At 55.1% G+C, this 19,058-nt stretch carries 15 protein-coding genes; 4 read left to right on the top strand and 11 right to left on the bottom strand.

The window, feature by feature from the left end; translation table 11 throughout:
* Positions 1–31 precede the first annotated feature (31 nt).
* A complete protein-coding gene (locus CLV87_RS06780; RefSeq protein WP_099242540.1) occupies positions 32–1,006 on the top strand; it encodes a TAXI family TRAP transporter solute-binding subunit in 975 nt (324 codons plus the stop codon).
* Positions 1,007–1,090: 84 nt separating this feature from the next.
* Entirely contained in the window at positions 1,091–3,274 is a 2,184-nt protein-coding gene (locus CLV87_RS06785) for a TRAP transporter permease (RefSeq protein ID WP_099242538.1), read from the top strand.
* Positions 3,275–3,297: 23 nt separating this feature from the next.
* Here the strand turns inward: CLV87_RS06785 and CLV87_RS06790 are convergent, their stop codons facing one another.
* Complete coding sequence (locus CLV87_RS06790) at positions 3,298–4,227, bottom strand: LysR family transcriptional regulator (RefSeq protein ID WP_099242537.1); 930 nt, start codon at positions 4,225–4,227, stop codon at positions 3,298–3,300.
* A gap of 132 nt (positions 4,228–4,359) precedes the next feature.
* On the opposite strand from CLV87_RS06790, the gene CLV87_RS06795 reads away from it, so the two are divergent.
* Positions 4,360–5,235, top strand: coding sequence for an alpha/beta fold hydrolase (locus CLV87_RS06795; protein ID WP_133840713.1), 876 nt, complete (start codon positions 4,360–4,362; stop codon positions 5,233–5,235).
* A gap of 8 nt (positions 5,236–5,243) precedes the next feature.
* Here the strand turns inward: CLV87_RS06795 and CLV87_RS06800 are convergent, their stop codons facing one another.
* Genes CLV87_RS06800 through dctP form a run of 4 tightly spaced genes read right to left on the bottom strand, consistent with a single transcriptional unit; the run spans position 5,244 to position 9,382 of the window.
* Positions 5,244–6,521 carry a flavin-dependent oxidoreductase gene (locus tag CLV87_RS06800; protein ID WP_099242533.1) on the bottom strand — a complete coding sequence of 426 codons (1,278 nt, stop codon included), beginning with the start codon at positions 6,519–6,521 and terminating at the stop codon, positions 5,244–5,246.
* 28 nt (positions 6,522–6,549) lie between these two features.
* On the bottom strand, positions 6,550–7,836 hold the full coding sequence (locus CLV87_RS06805) for a TRAP transporter large permease (protein ID WP_099242531.1): 1,287 nt from the start codon (positions 7,834–7,836) through the stop codon (positions 6,550–6,552).
* Between the two features lie 11 nt (positions 7,837–7,847).
* Positions 7,848–8,369 (bottom strand): TRAP transporter small permease, encoded by a 522-nt coding sequence (locus CLV87_RS06810; RefSeq protein ID WP_099242529.1) that lies wholly within the window; start codon positions 8,367–8,369, stop codon positions 7,848–7,850.
* Positions 8,366–9,382: a TRAP transporter substrate-binding protein DctP gene (dctP, locus tag CLV87_RS06815; protein ID WP_166652686.1), complete on the bottom strand. Its 1,017-nt coding sequence runs from the start codon at positions 9,380–9,382 to the stop codon at positions 8,366–8,368. Before dctP ends, CLV87_RS06810 begins: the two co-directional genes overlap by 4 nt.
* Positions 9,383–9,602: 220 nt before the next feature.
* Here dctP and CLV87_RS06820 point away from each other — a divergent pair, with 220 nt between their 5' ends.
* The gene (locus CLV87_RS06820; protein ID WP_099242525.1) at positions 9,603–10,091 is read left to right on the top strand and encodes a DUF3237 domain-containing protein; all 489 of its coding nucleotides are present in this window, start codon (positions 9,603–9,605) and stop codon (positions 10,089–10,091) included.
* Positions 10,092–10,113: 22 nt separating this feature from the next.
* Here the strand turns inward: CLV87_RS06820 and CLV87_RS06825 are convergent, their stop codons facing one another.
* From CLV87_RS06825 to CLV87_RS06850, 6 genes are all read right to left on the bottom strand, one after another.
* A complete protein-coding gene (locus CLV87_RS06825; protein WP_099242523.1) occupies positions 10,114–12,162 on the bottom strand; it encodes a methyl-accepting chemotaxis protein in 2,049 nt (682 codons plus the stop codon).
* A gap of 550 nt (positions 12,163–12,712) precedes the next feature.
* Entirely contained in the window at positions 12,713–13,180 is a 468-nt protein-coding gene (locus tag CLV87_RS06830) for a hypothetical protein (protein WP_099242521.1), read from the bottom strand.
* Between the two features lie 30 nt (positions 13,181–13,210).
* Positions 13,211–15,103, bottom strand: a complete 1,893-nt coding sequence (locus tag CLV87_RS06835) for a TniQ family protein (protein ID WP_099242520.1) — start codon at positions 15,101–15,103, stop codon at positions 13,211–13,213.
* Positions 15,100–16,104, bottom strand: coding sequence for a TniB family NTP-binding protein (locus CLV87_RS06840; protein WP_099242518.1), 1,005 nt, complete (start codon positions 16,102–16,104; stop codon positions 15,100–15,102). Before CLV87_RS06840 ends, CLV87_RS06835 begins: the two co-directional genes overlap by 4 nt.
* 2 nt (positions 16,105–16,106) lie before the next feature.
* Positions 16,107–18,236 (bottom strand): Mu transposase C-terminal domain-containing protein, encoded by a 2,130-nt coding sequence (locus CLV87_RS06845; protein WP_099242516.1) that lies wholly within the window; start codon positions 18,234–18,236, stop codon positions 16,107–16,109.
* Positions 18,233–19,009: a hypothetical protein gene (locus CLV87_RS06850; protein WP_099242514.1), complete on the bottom strand. Its 777-nt coding sequence runs from the start codon at positions 19,007–19,009 to the stop codon at positions 18,233–18,235. The genes CLV87_RS06845 and CLV87_RS06850 overlap by 4 nt, the downstream gene beginning before the upstream one ends.
* Positions 19,010–19,058: the final 49 nt, after the last annotated feature.

Below are 19,058 nucleotides of genomic sequence, written 5' to 3' on the forward strand. Positions count from 1 at the left end.
GATGATGACCCAATAGTGGAGGAGGAAACCCATGAAATTCACCAAGATTGCAGCAGCAACGATGTGTCTGGCTCTGGCCGCCCCGGCAATGGCGCAAGACCGCGATGGCTGGCCCGACAGCATCACCATTGGAACCGGCTCGCAGGGTGGCACCTATTTTGGATACGGATCGGGCTTTGGTGCCATGATCACCGAAGCTCTCGGTATCAACGCCGGTGCGGAAATTACCGGTGGGCCGGTACAAAACGTGACCCTGGTTGAAACCGGTGAACATCAGCTAGGCTTTGTCACACTCGGCCCAGCGGACGAGGCGCGCAAAGGCGAAAGCCCTTTGATGCCGGGCGTTCCGCATGAAAAAGTGCGCGCGCTCTTCCCGATGTATCAGACTCCGTTGCAGGCCGCAGTGCTGGCATCGTCCGACATCACCGGATTTCAGGACATGGCCGGTAAGCGCGTGGGCGTTGGCCCCGCGGGCGGCACGTCTGCCACCTATTGGACTCGTTTCTTTGAAAACGCCGATGGCTATGACGGTGTCAAAGTCTCCAATGCTGGCGGCTCCGACACGGCAGGTCAGCTCAAGGATGGTCTGATTGACGCCTTTGTTTATGCCGCAGGCCTGCCAACCGGGGCCTATGCCCAATTGGCCGTTGAAAACGATGTGCGCTTTATCTCGATGGATGAAGAAACATTGGGCAAGATGATGACGATCGTTCCAGCCATGGCTCCGTTCACCATCCCTGCCAACACTTATGAAGATCAGCCCGAGGCCCTGCAAACCGTCTCGCTGTGGAACTTTGCCATCACCAATGAAAGCCTGCCGGAAAGTCTTGCCTATGAGATTACCAAGCTGGCCATGACCAATCACGACCGGATGGTGACAAACCACGCTGCCGCCAAGGAAACTCTGGCGGAAAATGTGCTCAAGAACCAGGTCATTCCATTCCATCCCGGTGCGGTGAAATGGTTTGAAGAAAACGGATACGAGATTCCGGCGAACTTGAAGTAATCAACCTTCCAGAAAATTTGCGGGCGGGCCGCCAAAAGGCCCGCCCGACGTGCTTCTGCTCTCTCTCAATAAGAAGAAAACACCATGCGCCAGCCTTCGGATCCCGAAACCGTGATGGGAGATAATCACCATCAGTCGCTGATCGAACAGGAAACCGCCCGGGCCAACGTGGATGAGGAACCTCTATCCGCCAACCAACGCGATTTTGACGGCACCCGGAACTGGGTCATCGCCATCCTGTGTGCAAGTTACACAGTCTTTCACCTCGCGGTTATGAACGTCTATCCGCTTGAAACATGGGCCTATCGTCTGTCGCATGTGGGCGGAGGGCTGGCACTGGGTTTCCTGCTATATAGTTCGACCCGTTTTTCGGACGCAATGTCGAAACGGTCACCTCTATCGATGGCTCTTTTGGCCCTTGCTGGTGCCGGGATCCTGTACGGCTTTGCAGGTGTCGCGGCGATCTGGATCAATGGCACAATTCTCGGCGAACGGCTCCCACCTGCTTGGGCAATGCAAAGCTTTGGCCTGCCTTTGGCATTAGGGACTGGCCTGGCCATCCTGAATGGGTGGCTTTTCCCTGATCGCAACCGGGCCCGCTTTGATGCGGGAGACGTTCTCTTGGCCATCGCAACCATTGCTGCCATTGGTTACATCATCTTCTTTGCGCGCCAGCTTCAATTGCGTGCGGGCATGCCAATGGCTTTGCCGGGCGACATGTGGGCGTCGATCACTGGGGTCATGCTTATTATTGAACTGACAAGGCGGCTTGCGGGTATGGCACTGGTGATCATTGTCGGCATTTTCGTGGCCTATGCGTTTCTTGGCCCTTGGTTGCCCGGTATCTTTCAGCATCGCGGATACGACGCCAAAAGGTTCTTTTCCTACATCTTTACTGACAATGGCATCCTGTCTGCACCAATCGCCATCTCGTCGACCTATATCATCCTCTTTGTGGTCTTCGCAGCGTTCTTGCAGACCACACGGGTTGGGGAATATTTCGTGAACCTGGCCTTTGCGGCGGCGGGTCACAAGCGTGGCGGACCTGCAAAGGTGGCCATTTTCGCATCTGGCTTGATGGGGATGATCAACGGCACCTCAGCCGGCAATGTCGTCGCAACTGGCTCGCTCACCATCCCGATGATGAAAAAAGTAGGCTATAAACCGCAAACCTCAGCCTCGGTCGAAGCGGCCGCATCGACCGGTGGGCAGATCATGCCACCGATTATGGGGGCCGGGGCCTTTATCATGGCTGAGATCACGGGCATCTCCTATATGGAGATCGTTTACGCAGCCATCATCCCGGCTGTTATCTACTTCATTTCAGTCTATTTCATGGTCGATCTTGCTGCGCAAAAGGCCGATATGAAGGGCTTGCCACGGGACCAACTGCCCAAACTCAATGTGCTGATCAAACAGGTCTATTTGTTCTCGCCGATCCTGGTTCTGATCGGTGCGCTATTTGCGGGGTATTCCGTCATTCGCTGCGGAACATATGCCATGATGGCGGCGGCGGTTGTGTCATGGTTCACCCCGCATGCCATGGGCCCTGCGCGGCTGTTTCACGCGCTGGATCAAGGCGCGCGCATGGTGCTGCAACTGGTGGCCGTCTGCGCCACGGCCGGAATTATCGTTGGTGTAATCGCCCTGACAGGTATTGGCGCGCGCTTTTCCACCGTGCTGCTGAGCCTCGCCGATCAAAGCCAGATCTTTGCGCTTTTCTTTGCCATGGTGGTGTCGATCATTCTTGGCATGGGCATGCCAACAACAGCGGCTTATGCCGTTGCCGCAAGCGTGATCGCGCCGGGCGTGATCAACCTGGGTGTCGAGCCTTTGGTGGCGCATTTGTTCATCTTCTACTTTGCCGTTATGTCCGCCATCACACCCCCGGTGGCTTTGGCGGCCTATGCAGGCTCAGCTCTTGCCGGGTCGGACCCGGTGCGCACTTCGGTCGAAAGCTTCCGCATTGGCCTTGCTGCCTTTGTCGTGCCTTACATGTTCTTCTTTTCGCCCGCGATGCTTTTGGACGGGGCCTGGCACGAGATCCTGCATGTCGCCGTGACAGCCGTGATCGGCGTCTATTTACTGTCATGTGCAGTCCAAGGCTGGTTCCTGGGCCATGCAAACATGGTCTTGCGCGGGTTGCTGGCCCTTGGCGGGTTGAGCATGATCGCTGGCGGTTGGCTCTCAGACGGGATTGGCATTGGCGTTGCCGCCCTATGTTTCTTTTTCCAGAAACAATCGCATCCGGCTCCGTCGCAGGACTGACGCGCAACCCAATAATCTGCGGCTCAGGTGGCCTTTAGATGAGACACCAAAGCCGCAGTTGCAGACCCCGCTTTGTCCTGTTCCCAAAGCAATCCTAAGGGGCGCAATGGTGCGCTGATCTCAGTCTCCATTTCGATGACATCCCCGACATCCAACCAAGGCATCGCCACACTGCGCGGCAAAATGGCAAGATACTTGCCAGTTGCCAGCATTTCCTTGGTCAATTCAGGGATGTGCATGATCATTTGGCAGCGGCTTTCGCGTGGCCAGCCATGGGCCTGTGCAATTTCTTCAAACCGCGCCCGCGCGACTGATCCAACCCGGTTCAGCAACCATTTCGCCTCTGCCAAATCGGCATTGCTGATCTTGGAACGTTTGGCGAGCGGATGCGACCGGCCACATACGGCAATCAAACCGTCATCGAGACATTTGTGAAACCGCCAACCTGCCGGAACAACAGCGGGTTCGCGCGTACACACAACATCCACGGAACGATCAACGATCTGACCCAAGGGATCTGTATCGCTAACCTGAGAAATATGGACCTGGATATCAGGATAGCGGGTTGCAAAACGGTCAAGCTTGCCTTGGATCAATCCGCCCAAAGCCGCCGGGCTTGCGGATACACGTACGACACCGCTCTGCTGCTGCAACCGGCTTGCCACATTCTCTGCCCCATCTTCCAAGGCACCCAGAATGCGATGAGCGACAGGCAAAAGCTCCATCGTCGCCTCGGTCGGTTCGACGCCCTTGGCGTGGCGAAAGAAAAGATCGGTTTCCAAGAGCTTTTCCAGCTCCTGCACCAATTGGGAAATCGCCGGTTGTGTCATGTTCACCGCTTCGGCCGTTTTGCGCATGCTTCCGACCTCGGCCAATTTAATCAGCACCTGCATGTGGCGGAACTTGGCTTTGACGACAAATCTGTTCAGCAACGTATTCGCACTGGGCGGCATGGTATCGCACTTTCTTATCTCTACGGCCCACCAATTATTATCTGCCTATTGCTGGCTTTGATAGCTTGATCTTGCGCAGACCGGGCAAGACCGCTCGGCCCTGCGTCATTGACCTCACAAAAGGATGCGGCCTTGACCTTTCTTGACCACGTACCAGAAGCGGCGACACTCTCGGATGGAACCGTGCTGCATTATGTTCGGGAAGGAACGGGGCCAACTGTCATTTTCATTCATGGTGCCATGGGCGACTGGCGCTCTTGGGCACCGCAATGGGACAGCTTTAGGGACCGGTTTGATTGTGTCGCCTATAGCCGCCGCTACAGCCATCCAAACCCCAACCCACTTGTGTCGCGAGACCACAGTGCGCTTGTCGACGCCGAAGACCTGAAAGGCCTGATGGATACCCTGTCAATCGACAAAGCCATTTTGGTTGGCAGCTCTTACGGCGGGTTTACAGCGCTGGCCATGGCCGCCAAATACCCGGACCGCGTGTCTGGTCTCGTATCCGTCGAGGCCCCGATGATGCGCTATGCCTTTATGACAGAGGACGGCGGAGAAATCGCCCGCGCCTTTCTGGCAAATGCCGATGACCCTGCTCGCGCCGCCTTTGAACAGGGCGATGATGAAATGGGTGTCCGTATCCTGACGGCCGGGATTGTCGGAGTGGCCCCCGAAGAGGTTCCCGCACATGTCATGGAAAGGCGCATGCTGAATGCACGCGCCGCACGCAGTTTGTCGCTGTCCCGCGACGAATTCCCACTCATCCCCCCAGAGGTTCTGGGTGCCATGAAGATGCCGATCCTGCTGGTTAGCGGCAAGGAGACCGCTCCAGTCCACCGGGTCATCTTCGACAAAGTCACCGCATCGATGCCACAAGCCCGCAAACGCCTGGTCGAAAGCAGTGGGCATTCTGTGGCGCAGGCCAAACCCGATGTTTTCAACGCAGACGTTCTTCGGTTTCTGCACGATCACGGGCTGACTACGATCAGCGATCAAATGAAGGTCTGAGCCTAGGCTCAGACACGGGCCCCAGCTGCGATGGTTCTTGGAGCCTTGTTCAAAGTGTCTCGCGCAAAACCAGCCGCAGCCTGGTATTTGCCCATGAAATCCCGACGTTCCTGTTCGGGTATGACATCATCGATCTGGTCAAACTCTCCGCCACACCGGTCGTTGACCAAGTTCAACAAACCGAAAGGCCCCGCCCCTCGGTTGCGCAAAATCAGGTCCGATACCGGTGCGCAAAGCTCATCGTTATAGGCATGTAATGCATCCGATGTGACGCCGTGTTTCAACATCTTAGCCCCAATCGTGCGCGCATCGATGATCGCCTGACTGGCCCCGTTAGATCCGGTTGGATACATCGCATGGGCCGCATCCCCCATCAAAGCGACAGGCCCGTCCACCCATGTCGGCACAGGATCACGATCAATCATCGGGTTTTCATATGCCGCGTCAGCACCTCGGATCAGCGCAGGGACGTCGAGCCAATCATAGGTCCAGTCCTGGAAATGATGAATGAAGTCATCAATCTTAACCTGGCGGAACCAACCCATGGTCTCATGCGCTGACGGATCATCATATGTGACTTCGGCAATCCAGTTGACCATGGCCAGCCCACTCTCGGGATCCGGTTTAGAAATGGGATAGATCACCATACGATGCGCATGGGTCCCAAGACCAATAAACGAAGAGCCGGTGCGGACAGGCTTGGCCAAGGTCGTGCCCCGCCACATCACCGCGCCACCCCAGTGGATTGGCGGTTGTTCCGGGTGCATTTGCGCTCGGATCGCAGAATGAATGCCGTCCGCGCCGATCAGCAGACTCCCCGTTTCGCGCAGCTCGCCATCCGGCCCCTGAAGAACCAAGGTGACAGTCCCGTCGTCATTCTTTTCATACGCCGTGGCACGACACCCCGTCCGCACCGCCTTGGCCCCGGCCAGCTCCACGAAACGATGGTAAAGCGCCATGTGAAATGTGCCGCGATGCACAGCGTATTGCGGCCACTTATACCCGGCCAGGGTCCCGCGCGGTTCGGAATAAATCTCTTGCCCTTTTTGCCCGACCAAAGCCCACTCCTTGGCCGGAGTGCCAAAGCGGTCCAACTCTTCAGCCGTAAAGCCGAGATCGAACAATTCACGCACCGCATTGGGTTGCAAATTGATGCCGACACCCAACGGCTTCAACGCGCGCACGCTTTCGAAAACGATACAATCGACGCCAATCTGGTGCAGGGTCAGCGCCAGAGACAGGCCGCCAATCCCGCCTCCTGCGATCAGAACGGGGGCTTGAGTCATGGGTGGTCCTTTGGAAAGACAGGAAGAATCAGCTTCCCAATACCAGATTAGGCAACCATGTGGATAGGGCAGGGAAGAACGTCACCGCCATCAAAAGCCCAAGCATGATCAAGAAGAAAGGGATCGTGCCGCGCAGCACTTCGAGCACGGGTCGCCCGGCCACATTCGACATGACAAACAGGTTCAATCCAATCGGCGGCGATAACAAAGCCAGTTCGATATTGATGACCATAACAACCGCAAAATGGGTCATATCAATGCCAAGCTGGCGTACGACCACAAAGACCACCGGCAACACGATCAAAATGATCGCAACTCCTTCCAGAAACATGCCCAAAACCAACAAGCACCCGTTCATGATAAGCAGGAATTGCCAAGGCTTCATATCGCTTTCCACAATAGAGGCGGCAAAGGACTGAGGCACGCCAGATTTGATGATCCAGGCTGAGACAAGCGTCGCGCCCATGATGATCAAAACGATAACCGAGGTCCGGTCCACCGCCTGCGTCAGCATTCCAGGAATGTCGCGCAACCGTGCCGAGCGGTAAATGAACAGCACAGCGATAAGCGCACACAGAACCCCCAAAACCGCAGCTTCGGTCAGGGTCACAAACCCACCGTAAATACCGCCGAGAACGACAATCGGGATCAGATAGGCTGGGAAGGCGTGGACATTGGTGTTCACGAATTCTTTGCGTGACACCCGCGGCTCTGCCTTACCGCCAACCTTGTTCGCGACAAGAAAGATATAGGCGGCGAACAAACCTGCCTGCATCAAACCGGGAATTACGCCCCCCAAAAAGAGCCGGGGAATGGATTCCTCTGCGATCAATCCGAACAGGATCATCGGAAGTGACGGCGGTATCAAAATACCAAGCGTCCCTGCGGCAGCGGTCAGCCCCATCGCAAAGGAGGTCTTGTATCCTTTTTCTTCCATCAGGGGCACCAACAAAGTGCCCATCGCCATGGTCGTCGCCGCCGAGGAGCCCGTGATTGCCGCAAAAACTGCCGTAGCGGCGACACCGGCAATCGCCAATCCGCCTCGTATCCATCCGATCCATGCCAAAGCCGCATCAAATAGAACCCGCGCCAATCCTCCACCTTGCATCAACACGGCTGACAGGATGAAGAAAGGCACCGAGATCAGGATCGGGGACTGCAGGTGATCCAACACATGCTGCCCCAATCCAGCAATCGTGCGGCCCTCGGCCACCAAAAGGGCCGAAGCCAATCCCATCAGAACTAGGTAGATCGGAATGCCCAGGGCAAGAAGGATCAAGGCCGCAAGGAGCGCGAGCAAAATCATGGTTTCCATGTCGGTTGGTCCTAATCGAAATGCGTGTTTTTGGCGCTCTCACCCGTGGTGATGAGCAGGCGCAGGCGTTCGAGGATAAAAAGCAGGTGCACCGTAAAGGACACGCTGAGTGCGAGGTACAAAATCCAGAACGGCGTCCGCAGAGTTGTTTCGCTGCGCTCATCCCACAGGATCGCGTCATCAACGACCAGCTTTCCCGAATAGATAAAGAAAACCGCCACACCCGCAGCGAAAATCAACGCGAACAACTCGGCCGCCGCCTGCCCTTTGGGGCCGAACTGGTTATAGAGAAAGTCCACCCGAATGTGCTGTGCGCGTCTTTCGATCCGGGCGACTCCGAGGAGTACCGCCCAGACCAGTAGAAAAACGCAAATCTCGAACACCCAATTCAGCTGGACCGAAGGAGGAATGACGCCAAATTGTATCAGGTATCGTGTTGCCACATTATAGAGCAACAACACAAAGGTGATGCCCAACGCGATGGCAGCAATCCAGCCGATCAGGCGATCGAGAAATGCGATAACCTGACTCACTGTGCCGCTGCCTCGGTCGCAAGGGCCACCAGATCAGCATCCAGCTTGTACTTGGCAATGACCGCTTCTTGTTGCGGCATCATCTTTTCACGCATGGCCGCCGATGAAGCATCATCTGCGTCGGAAATCGTCACGCCCCAATCCTTGAGCGTTGCGCGCATCTCTGCATCGACTGCCAAGTTGGCAACCCGTTGATCCGCCACGACATCGTTCCAAACCTCTGTGAACAATGCCTTTTCATCATCGCTCAGGCTGTCCCAATAAGCTTGGCTGACAATCGGGATCAAAAAGCCGACAACACCTTGGTCCCAGAAACCGTATCGCACTCCGACATCGGTCAATTTCTGCTGAACGACAGATTCAATCGCCGCCATAGTCGCATCAACGGTCCCTTGTTGCAGCGCCAAAGGCATATCGGACCCGGGCATGACCACCGGCACTCCACCCATACCCTCGACCAGCGCAGCAGGGCCTGCACCACCTGGAATACGAACTTGAAGGCCTACGAATTCTTCAAAATTTGTCAGAGGCTTGGATGTCGACCAGTAGTAAACCCGCCCTAGAATTGGCCAGTTGCCCGGCACGACAACACCCATCTTCGCGTGCAACATCTCGTTCAGTTTGTCGCCCAAGGGACCATCAAGCATTTTCGCGCGTTCCTGGGCGGTCATGCCTTTAAGAACCGGCAAGTCCAAAACGTTGATATTGCTTTCAACACGGCTCAGATAGGGCGACGGTACCGTTGCCATGCCCACATCTCCTCGGGCAACGGCTTTGCCGACATCGCGGGCGTTATATAGCTGGCTGCTGTCAAACACCTTGGCTTTCAACGTGCCGCCGGACCGCTCCATCAACGCCTCGGCAAAACGTGCCATGGTCAATGTCTGAATATGTTGTGGCGGGGTTGCCGACGATATCACAAGCTCGTCTGCAGCTTGTGCCGTATTGGCATAGATGGCCGACATTGCCATCACGCTTCCGGCCACAGCCAGATTTCGAAGTGAGTTGAACATGAATTTCCTCCCGAATGAGCGGGTGACCCGCATCTGATCCAGAATGCTACCCGTCAATGCGATAATCGAAAAATAAATCACCTCCCTCAGTGATAGGTATTTCATATCGCACTTTTGTCGCGTCAACGACGTTCCTTCTGCATGGCATGGATAAGACTTTCGGGCCAGCGATAAGAAACCTGCATGACGTCAACTGAAAGAAACAGTGTATGAGACTGACATGAATGACGCCGACCTCCTGACCCGATTTCCACCGACCAATCCAACGACACGATTGCTTTGGACAGCCATTGTCGATGTCGGTCCCAGGCAAGACTTGGGTACCGGCCCGACTGGACAGCGTTTCATGGTGCCTATCTTGGGTGGCCAATTTTACGCAGGGCCGAGCTGCGACGCGTTACAGGGGCAGGTTTTGTCAGGCGGCGCTGATCGGCAGGTGCTGCGCCCGGACGGCGTCAAGGAATTGGACGCACTTTATGAGATGCAGGCCAGCAATGGCGATGTGCTTACGATCCGCAACCGTGTCATTGTCGATGAAACCCGCGAACCGGAACGGTATGCGATGTCGGTTATTTCGGTTACGGCACCAGCCGGGGACTTGGGTTGGTTAAACCGACGCTTGATCTTGGGCAGCCTGCAATCGGCGCGGCCTGCGAGACCGGCAGTCATCATCCGAGCTTGGGAAGCGGATCTTGTGCCCCAAGCGTAAAACCTATGCGCCGAATGCAAGCTCAAGCCGCGCCAAGCGCGGCGGACTCTATGGGATGAGCCTGAGACACTTCGAACAATGAAGTCTGGCGTTCCATCATCTGCGCTTGGTGCCTCAGTGACCCGCTTGCATCTTTGGTTTCTTGCACCATTGCAGCGTTTTCCTGGGTGATTTTGTCCAATTCCCCCATTGCATTGTTGATTTCAGACAGACCCGTCGATTGCTCTTGCGAGGAAGAGGCCAGCTCACCAGCCAGATTGCGTACCTTATCCACCGTTTCGGCAATATCACTGAGCGAGTCACCGGTTTTTCCGACGCAATCCACACCGCGATCGACCAGCAGGGAGCTTTCGGTGATCAGGTTCTTGATCTCCAACGCAGCCTCTGACGAGCGCTGCGCAAGTATGCGAACCTCATGCGCCACCACGGCAAACCCCTGCCCCGCTTCGCCTGCGCGGGCCGCTTCGACGCCGGCGTTCAAGGCCAAAAGATTGGTCTGAAACGAGATATCATCGATGGTTGCAATGATTTGCGTGACCTTTTTCGAGGATGCATCGATTTGGTCCATCGCCTGAATGGTTTCCTCGACCACCAAATTGCCTTGTCGCGCCTTTTCCTGCGCGTTGGCGATATGTTCATAGACCTCCTCTGCATTGGCCGCGGATTGCCGGACATTGCTCGCCAACTCATCCACCGCAGCAACGGTCTGTTCCAGGCTGGCAGCCTGTGTTTCAGTTCGCCGCGCCAAGCTTTGCGAGGCCCGTGAAACTGTATCGGCGTGGTGACCAATGCTGTTCGCACCTTCGATCACCTCGGAAATCGCGGCCTCCAGCTGTTCGACAGCGCCATTAAAGTCGGTTTTGAGTTGTGCATGTTCACCACCGGCAAACTTGTCGATTCGGATCGCCAGGTTACCTTTGGCAAGCTTGTCCAACACATCCTTGAGGACGAATGTGGCCGTCGCCTGACGTTCCTGCGTTACTTCCATTGTCGTCATGAGTTCTCGACGCTCGGCCTCATTGCTTTGCAACTGCTCCAGAGCATCGCCAAGCTGGACCATTTCAGTAATACGCGAGGCGGGGGGCGTTTCCACAACTTTCCCTTTCGCAAGGGCCAGCAATGCCTGGGAATAAGCCACCAATGGTCGCGATATCCGCCGGGATGTTAGCAGTGTGAACGAAACCAGCGTAACCAATCCAAGAATGGCCGCCGCAATACCCGTAGCGACCAATGCCTGGCGCCATTTTTCTGATGTTGTCTTCATCCCGTCCAACGCTGATTGCACAGCATTGTGAATGTCATCGACAAAGGGTGAGGCCTCGGAATAAAGGGCAGACAGACGCTTGCGATTATCGCGTTCCTTGATCGTGGTTTCCGCAAGCGCAAGAAAGGCATCCTGATACACCGTGATCAGTTCCATTGCCTTTGTCGCGTGCGTGGCCCCGCCAAAAGCTTGCTCTGGAAAGGCCCGAAATTCGTCGACGCGGGCATTCAGCCGATCAAAATATTTTTGCTGTCGACGCAGAATGAAATCTTTCTCATGGCGGCGCATCATTAGCATCTTGACCGCCACATCCGGTTGCCCATGCGCATTTACCAGGCTTTCGATCCCATGAACTGCGGCACGTTGCGCGCCCTCCAGCCCATCATTCGGCGTTAATCCCAGAGTCTGAATGTACCCGACCTGACGCTCAAATGTGTCCTGATAGGCCTGCATGACGCCTTGAATGCCCTGAACCATAGCCTTGGCGTCTGGCATATTGTGTTCGGTCGCATTTGCCCCAAGGTCGTCCAGCAACAAAAATATGCGTGTCATGGTTTCGCGATGTCGCTCTGCATATTTGAGATCGCGCCGGAGCAGGAAATCCTTTTCGTTACGGCGCGCCTGCAGCATTTCTGCATCCAGCATGAGCAGGGATTTGTCGAATTCCGCAAGCTCGGTCGCGGCCGTGTCCAGGCGCCGGTCTTGTATCGCGAAAAAGGCAAAGGCCGAAATAATGATCGCGATGGAACACACCGAAATAAATAGCAAACGGGAAAGGGTGGATGTTGTGGAACGTGTCGATCTCATAACTAAAAAAACCTCAATCTTTGTTACAAGATTGCCTGAACTCTTTAAATTTCCGTTGGTCAGCGCCTGCCTGAGGAGCGACCAAAGGCCCCACTGCGCCAAACATTACATCCATTTGTAGGTTTTCGAGGCTGCTCTCTGAGCACATCCGCAACTCGGTCACGGCAGATCAGCGCGTTGTTTACAAACGAACATTCGTGGCATCAGCACCGGCGCAACGTTTGACACACTAGAAACATTACGAAGCCCAGAAAAACCAAAAGGCTCAGCCATCTCTGGCTAAGCCTTTGTAAAACGACAGCTAGTTTGTCGCTTGTATTTTATATAACAGATTGATTTCAATCAATATCATGCGTTGTCTCCGACAACGGTTTGGCACTTTTCGACATGAAGTTTGCTGTTTTTCAGGCCAAGCAAGAAAAATCGTGGGGCACATGAAGCCACCGCGCCAGCGCACGGTAGGTTGGGTGAAATGAGTGAATTCGCGGGATCATTAACGTCTCTTGCGGGCGCCTAGGCTTTTGGCCTGGTATGTTATTGCTCCCGCATATCAATTGTGGCCCGTCTCTATAAAGCTGCGAGCGAACCCCTCCCACTCGCTGAGCGGAATGTGTTGACTATGTGGATTCCGAGTTCGCCCCTTACCCACTTGTGCAGTGCTGTCCCGCCAGAACTCATAGAATGGCAGCCAAGCAATGTCGGCTATGCGGACAAGACCACCCTCGATGATTTCGAGCCCGAAATAAGTCTTAGGCGTGAAGTCATCCTCCCAATAACGCCACACGGAGTGTGCCGCGTCTTTAGTATCCCTATATTGCCCCGTCCTAATAAATAACTCGCAAAAATTCTCCCAATCATGCAGATACACCAGCCATTCGCCATTACTGTGACCCAACGCTTGTGTCGACCCAACCACGCTTTGAGACCAGAAATCTGCGAAAGGTAAACATGCGATATCTGTGGAGCGGACTCCACGTCCGTTGACGACCTCAAGTCCGAAGTAGGTGTGTTCAGTCATATCTGATTTCTTTCATAACATAGGCAAAACTTATTCGTTGCCAGCTTCGGGATGAATAGATCGCCGTGTATTTGGCATAGTACACACACAGTTCGAATCAACGTTACTTCTCGGGTCGAACATGGATTCCAACTCGGGCGTGCGAACATAGATTTTGCTATTGCGCGCGCCTAGTGGGAGAGGATCTATCCCGGCTTTTTCCAGTTTGGTCGCAACATGCTTGGCCTGAGTTTTGGCAGCGTACGCCATCATGCCAAGCGTGGCGTGGGTTTCTAAAAAGCTCTCCACCGTCGCATGGCTTATGAGAGCGACTGGTCGGCGAGATCGATGATGAGGAACGATTGTGGCAGGGAGTATTCGCTCCTGCACAAGAAATGTAATGGTAGAACTGTTGACGCGGAGAACTTGCTGAAGGTCGCGCTTGGTGAAGGCGTCCGGAGCAGGCTTCTGAATCTGATCACGCAGGTCTTCAAGGTCAGCGTATAGGGCTTGAAGGCCGTTAGCACATTTCAGCTTGCAAAGGGTCTCCAATCGGCCTTCCTGGGCAACTTTTATTATGGTTTCCAGCTGGCACTTCGCATGTTTCCCCAGCGTGGTCAGAGCAATGTACCCACGAGGCACCTCACTTACTTCAATAGCATGCCGCTCGATTGTTTTGAGAAATGCGTCGATGTCGTCAGGATGATATACAGGTACCATTTCTGGAAAGTTGAACCGCGGCAGGAGCATTCCAGACGCGGCGAGAGACGGAATTCTGCCTTTCCAGGCCCCAAGACGAACTGCAGCTTGCTGCGGTGGAATGCACTCCGAGAACTCAGCAAAGATAGGGTCGTACTCTGGTGCTGAAAATCGAATGCGTTGTCCTTGTTTGATTGTCCCCAACCCAAGCGCAACTGCCAACCGCGCCGTTCTGGTACCGTTCATTCCATGTTTCTTCGCCGCTGTATTAACGCAATGAATTTGCCTTCTTTTGCAGTATCTGCCGAAGAGGGCATCCCTTTTGTCGTAGGGGTAGTTGGCAAAGGCGAATCCCGTCAGCAGATCCAGAAACCGAGCGTATCTAGGGTCATCATGATCAACGCGTTCCAAACGTCGCGAAAGCACTCCAAAGTCGGCCTGAAACCCAGGATTAGTGCTGGTTGATGCATCCCGAATGGCACGAAACGCGGTTTCGAGCGTTTGAGGGCCACTGGACAATGCATCAAAACCGGCAGAGGCCGCTCGCGACATTTGGCCTGCTTCTAAATCGGTTGGGCATGCCTTCGCACCCAATGTGAGAACAATGCCGATCCATTCACAAAGGCGGCAAATGAGGTCCAAATCGAGTTGGTCACACCATTTGTTTGTCTTTTTACCACGCAGACGCTTTGCCAAGTATTTTTCGAGTTCAACGCCATGTTTTACCGACACAGTGGCGCTCGCAGACCTCACAATGACGCGCCAGTGATCTTCGACGCGCTGATAGAAATCGTGCTGACATCGAGGATACTCGGCATCTGGCAGAGTGAGCATCGGAATGTGGTGGATATGGCAGTTTCGGTAGCACCCGACCAACCATTCAACCCGGCAGTATCGCGCCAGCGCACCCCTTTTCTTGACATCTTCTTCAAGGCAGAGAGGACAAACCGTGAGTTCGCGGCGCGGCAGGGTAGCAGACGTCAGATACTCGCCATTGATCGAGTGCTCATGGTGGCTAAGGCTACGCACAGCGAAGCGCTCCATTTTTTCCATCGGAATATTGGCCAATATCGCCAATGACCTGACCGCTGCAGGGTTTCCGCGAGTGATCTCGCGCCAGGTCAATGCCATATCCGCGCAGAAATCCTGAGCGAAACTGGCGCCGTTTCGAGCAGCGATCCGCGTTATGATGGATTGGAATGTCTCTCCCGCAAGGGGAGAGACTGTGAGCCGTAAGCGTGTCATTGCTTTCGTCCTTTTTTCCGGCGAGGTGGGATCGAAGGAGACACATCCTCATTCTTCGGCAGCAGCAGCCTCGGATTGAGCGCCGTGTAATCTTGACGAACAAAGGGATTCGGATCGTTTGCACACCCGGTGCGCCGGAGATACTCTGCAACAAAGCGTGGCATTGCCAAGACTGTTTCCTGTCGCCGAAGGCATATCTCGATTGCGCCGATAACTATCTCGATCAGGATGCCGAATTCGCTTGCGGCGGAGTGGATGAGGCGCGCGATGAAATCGTCCTCTTGCAGTTCCGGGGCAAGTTCAAGGCTGATGGCCACAGCATATTGTCCAAGCAATGCACGAACGTTCCGCCCGTCATGGATTTCATCAAGTTGGCTGAAACTGACCGGCGTAAATCGGCGCCCGAGTTGCGGATCGAGATTTAACAGTGTTCGAAGATCAGGAAGGCCGCTGAGGATTATACTGACCGGCCAGCGCCGATTTTGCATCACCGATTTCAGCGTGTTGACCACGGCAAGCATCTCGCGCTCGCTTTGTGAACCCATCAGGTCCTGGGCTTCGTCCAGATGGAGAAACATAACCTGAAGCTCTCGCAAATGCGTTTGTACGAGCTCCCAAATGATCCCGGCAGTCCTATCCCGCATGAGCGGATAACCCAGACCGCTCAAACAGGAAATTCCCACTCCTTTGAGCGTCGCAGGTGACGGTACCAGGAAGCTTGCGACATCCGCGGTCTCACGATATTCGGATAACAACGACAATGTATCGTGCTTCCGGAAGAAGTGGTTGATCCCGGTGGATTTGCCAGAGCCGGAATTGCCGATGACGGCAATCCCTCGGGCCTCCGGATGCAGGCCCTCCGCGATTTCGGCTCTGCGGCGGTCCTCGAGATTACTAACGGCATCTGCGAATTTCTGATAGCACTGGCGCGGCACGAAGCGACTTCTCAAGCGCGTGAGTTGCGTTTGAATTTCGGGGGAAAGGCGTTGGATATCGTTCATGGTTAGTCCTCCAGTTTCCAATCCGGTTCTCCGTTGTCGGTATCGGGTGTGTTGTCGGTTTTGCCGCTAAGAGGCCGCCCCTGAACTGATGTGCTGGGCGTGATCTTGCGACCGAAGGGCACGTCCTCATCCGATACAGGCGGTTCGCTCGGGTGATCGAACAGGAGACCCGCGCAGAGATTTTTCTCGAGATATTCAAGGTGTTCAGCCGAGTAACCCGGGTCGATCAGCCCGGCACGCTCGCAGGCCTCCCCGACGATGTTCTTGATTTTCTCAATCGCGCGGTCGCGCTGTGGGAGGGTGACAAGGGCTTCACCGGCGTATCGCTGGCGAAGTTCGCGCATTGCCAACCGCCATTCTGCAAGCGACAAATTCTCGAGTGTTTCACCGTTCAATGCAGTTGCCTGAAACCACTCGCGTCCGATTTCCACTGAAACCGCTCCAATGTTTTCCGGGTCGATACGAACCTGAACCGGTTTGCCCTTGTTTGTGCGCCAGTATTTGATCAATTCGGGACAGTTGTAGTAGTTCGAGAACAGAACAACGCCCTGCTTGGAAGGCTTGCGCTCAAATTCATATCCAAGCGCGACCCGCCTCGTATTGAGATCCGGTGGCTCGGTCACATCGTATTTCGCCGCCAACTCTCGCCACCGGCTTGCCGGCGATTGCGCGCCAGGTAGGCCACTGTGGGGCTGATGGTGATAGTGGTCCACGGCCCAGATCGTGAGTATCCGCGTCAAGTCTTCATCAGAAAGCACGGTGCGTTCCTCCGACAGATAGTCACCTCGGGCTTTCGGGCTGTCGAATGTTCGACCGGGAAGGCGCGGCATGATCTGCCGCGCCATGGTGCCGAACAAGCGTTCAACCCGGCTCCTCAGCTCCGGTATCTTGACTGGCGGGAACAGCATGATCGATCCGAGCGTGTTGACCGCAACAACGAACATGTTGGCCCGAAACGCGGAGCCGGTGTCTGTACAGATAAGATGTGGGGTGCCGAAAAACTCCCACGACCCCTCGGCACCTGCAGCCCTAGCAATCTCTGTCTTGTCTTTCAGAATCTGCCCAATGACACGACGCGCGGCGTCCGCGTTCGGTGTCGCACACACCACGAGGCCGACCATGCATCGTGTGGCACAATCGATGGCAGCGTAGACATACCGGCGACCGGAAGGCACCTGCTCACGCATGTCGATCGGCAACTCGTTCAGGATGCCAAGCTGTTTGAACAAGGTCCGAACATCACCTTCCCACTCGTCGATTTCCACCCGCTCAAGCGGATAGAGGACGTCAAGGCCGCCGGAAGGCGTCGCAAATTCCATCCGTGCCTTGTCCACACCGTGTCTCAGCACGGCTACCTCGAACGGATCCAGCAGCTCTATCCGACGCTCTATCGTGCGTTCGCTTGGGACGCCGAGAAGACGTTCTCCGTTTTCGGCACGTCGTTGGTTTTCCTGGATCAAAGCCTTGCGCGTATCTTGGGCAATTTCTGACGCGCCGAGACCTTCCCTGTTGATGGACGCCTTGATGTGGTCTCTGATGAAGTCCTCGGTTTCCGCGCAGAACGTCTTTCCACCGACCCGCTGCTTTCTGTATCGCGGCAACAGCGAACTTGGATCGTAATTGCCCTTGCGAAGCTTTCGATACAGCCTGAGCAGGGTTTCCGGTGAATGTGGACGTCTTTGTTGAGGAAGCTTGCTTCCCCCGCGACGGGGCCCGTCGCCCAGGTTGCGCACGGCTTCCTGAGCGGAAAACTCCTGAAGTATTTGCGGCCAGTGTTTTCGGAGGCTCGCCGGTGTGAGCGTGACGGTTCCAGCTTCATGAAAGGCTTTGAGGGCCATGCATTCCATGAACGCGAAGATTGCGGCGTCCTGGTCGTCGGGATGCGCATGTCGCAGCCCTTTGATGCCCGTTTTTGCAGTCCTTCTAAGCCGTTCGAGAGTTCCAGAACCAGGGATGTAGCGCCAATTGTTACTGCCACGCAGGAACCCAATTTCCCTGTGGCTTAGGGTTATAGAAGGCCCTTGTTTTGGATCTTCAGCATCAAACACGCAAACGGCTTCAGTTTGATGCGTGCAACGACGCTTCGTACCAAAGATGATGAAGGTATCAGTGGGGTCGTATCGGAAAGTCATACCAAGCCCTCCGCCGACACCAGTGTTTGAAGCCCAATTTTTTCAGGATTGAGTTGGTTCAACCGACCCTCGATGATCGCCCGAAATGCCGCTCTAAAACCACGCCCAGCCAAGCCGCTCAGTTCGATCAGGTCGGCAAGGGTGCGCGGTTCACGCGCTTGCGAGGCGACGTTCATGATTTTCTCATCGGCTTCGATATCAGGCGACTTTGCAAACTCATGATAACGTTGGGCATTGAGGGCCTGAGCCCGCGTGAAATCCCCTTCGCTCAACAAGATGACATCATCGGCAAAGTTCTCTGGCATCGCTGCAGCCACGTAGCCAAGTTCGATATCAAATTGTCGCTTTGCGATCATTGCCTTTGGCTTGATAGCAACGGCGTATCGGAGTCCGGTTTCCAACTCGATCAGATAATCGAATGTGTGTTCGTGGGGAATTCCGTCTGGACGCCGATATCGAATGGCAGGCGGCTGATCCCATACCGCCAAAACATCCACCCGCGTAGTGATGAGCAAGATGCACATGAGCTCGAGCAGGCTTTCGTAGACGACAATCTGCTGGCTACCATTGAGCCGGAGAACGGCGGTTCCACGACAGCTGCCGCGAGACCGCCAGCTGATCTTGCGGGAGGTTTGTGACGGAATTGGCAACACGAAGCCGTTGGTAGTGTCATCGGACGGCGTGCCCACCCTTTTGGCGGAAGCATTGTGTCGTGTATCTGAATTTGCGTTAGCGATATTGTTCGCGCAGATTGCGCGTTTCAGGGTGGCCATGATGGACCCCTTTCAGTTGATAAAGACTTTCTGCGCTGGCGAGCCAGAT

Source organism: Pelagimonas phthalicica (assembly GCF_004364805.1).
Taxonomy (GTDB): domain Bacteria; phylum Pseudomonadota; class Alphaproteobacteria; order Rhodobacterales; family Rhodobacteraceae; genus Pelagimonas; species Pelagimonas phthalicica.

Excerpts from the sequence above, each read along its gene's own strand:
- CLV87_RS06800 (WP_099242533.1), bottom strand. The coding sequence starts at position 6,521 with ATGACTCAAGCCCCCGTTCTGATCGCAGGAGGCGGGATTGGCGGCCTG.
- CLV87_RS06805 (WP_099242531.1), bottom strand. The coding sequence starts at position 7,836 with ATGGAAACCATGATTTTGCTCGCGCTCCTTGCGGCCTTGATCCTTCTT.
- CLV87_RS06780 (WP_099242540.1), top strand. The coding sequence starts at position 32 with ATGAAATTCACCAAGATTGCAGCAGCAACGATGTGTCTGGCTCTGGCC.
- CLV87_RS06790 (WP_099242537.1), bottom strand. The coding sequence starts at position 4,227 with ATGCCGCCCAGTGCGAATACGTTGCTGAACAGATTTGTCGTCAAAGCC.
- dctP (WP_166652686.1), bottom strand. The coding sequence starts at position 9,382 with ATGTTCAACTCACTTCGAAATCTGGCTGTGGCCGGAAGCGTGATGGCA.
- CLV87_RS06830 (WP_099242521.1), bottom strand. The coding sequence starts at position 13,180 with ATGACTGAACACACCTACTTCGGACTTGAGGTCGTCAACGGACGTGGA.
- CLV87_RS06825 (WP_099242523.1), bottom strand. The coding sequence starts at position 12,162 with ATGAGATCGACACGTTCCACAACATCCACCCTTTCCCGTTTGCTATTT.
- CLV87_RS06845 (WP_099242516.1), bottom strand. The coding sequence starts at position 18,236 with ATGACTTTCCGATACGACCCCACTGATACCTTCATCATCTTTGGTACG.
- CLV87_RS06785 (WP_099242538.1), top strand. The coding sequence starts at position 1,091 with ATGCGCCAGCCTTCGGATCCCGAAACCGTGATGGGAGATAATCACCAT.
- CLV87_RS06840 (WP_099242518.1), bottom strand. The coding sequence starts at position 16,104 with ATGAACGATATCCAACGCCTTTCCCCCGAAATTCAAACGCAACTCACG.
- CLV87_RS06850 (WP_099242514.1), bottom strand. The coding sequence starts at position 19,009 with ATGGCCACCCTGAAACGCGCAATCTGCGCGAACAATATCGCTAACGCA.
- CLV87_RS06820 (WP_099242525.1), top strand. The coding sequence starts at position 9,603 with ATGAATGACGCCGACCTCCTGACCCGATTTCCACCGACCAATCCAACG.
- CLV87_RS06835 (WP_099242520.1), bottom strand. The coding sequence starts at position 15,103 with ATGACACGCTTACGGCTCACAGTCTCTCCCCTTGCGGGAGAGACATTC.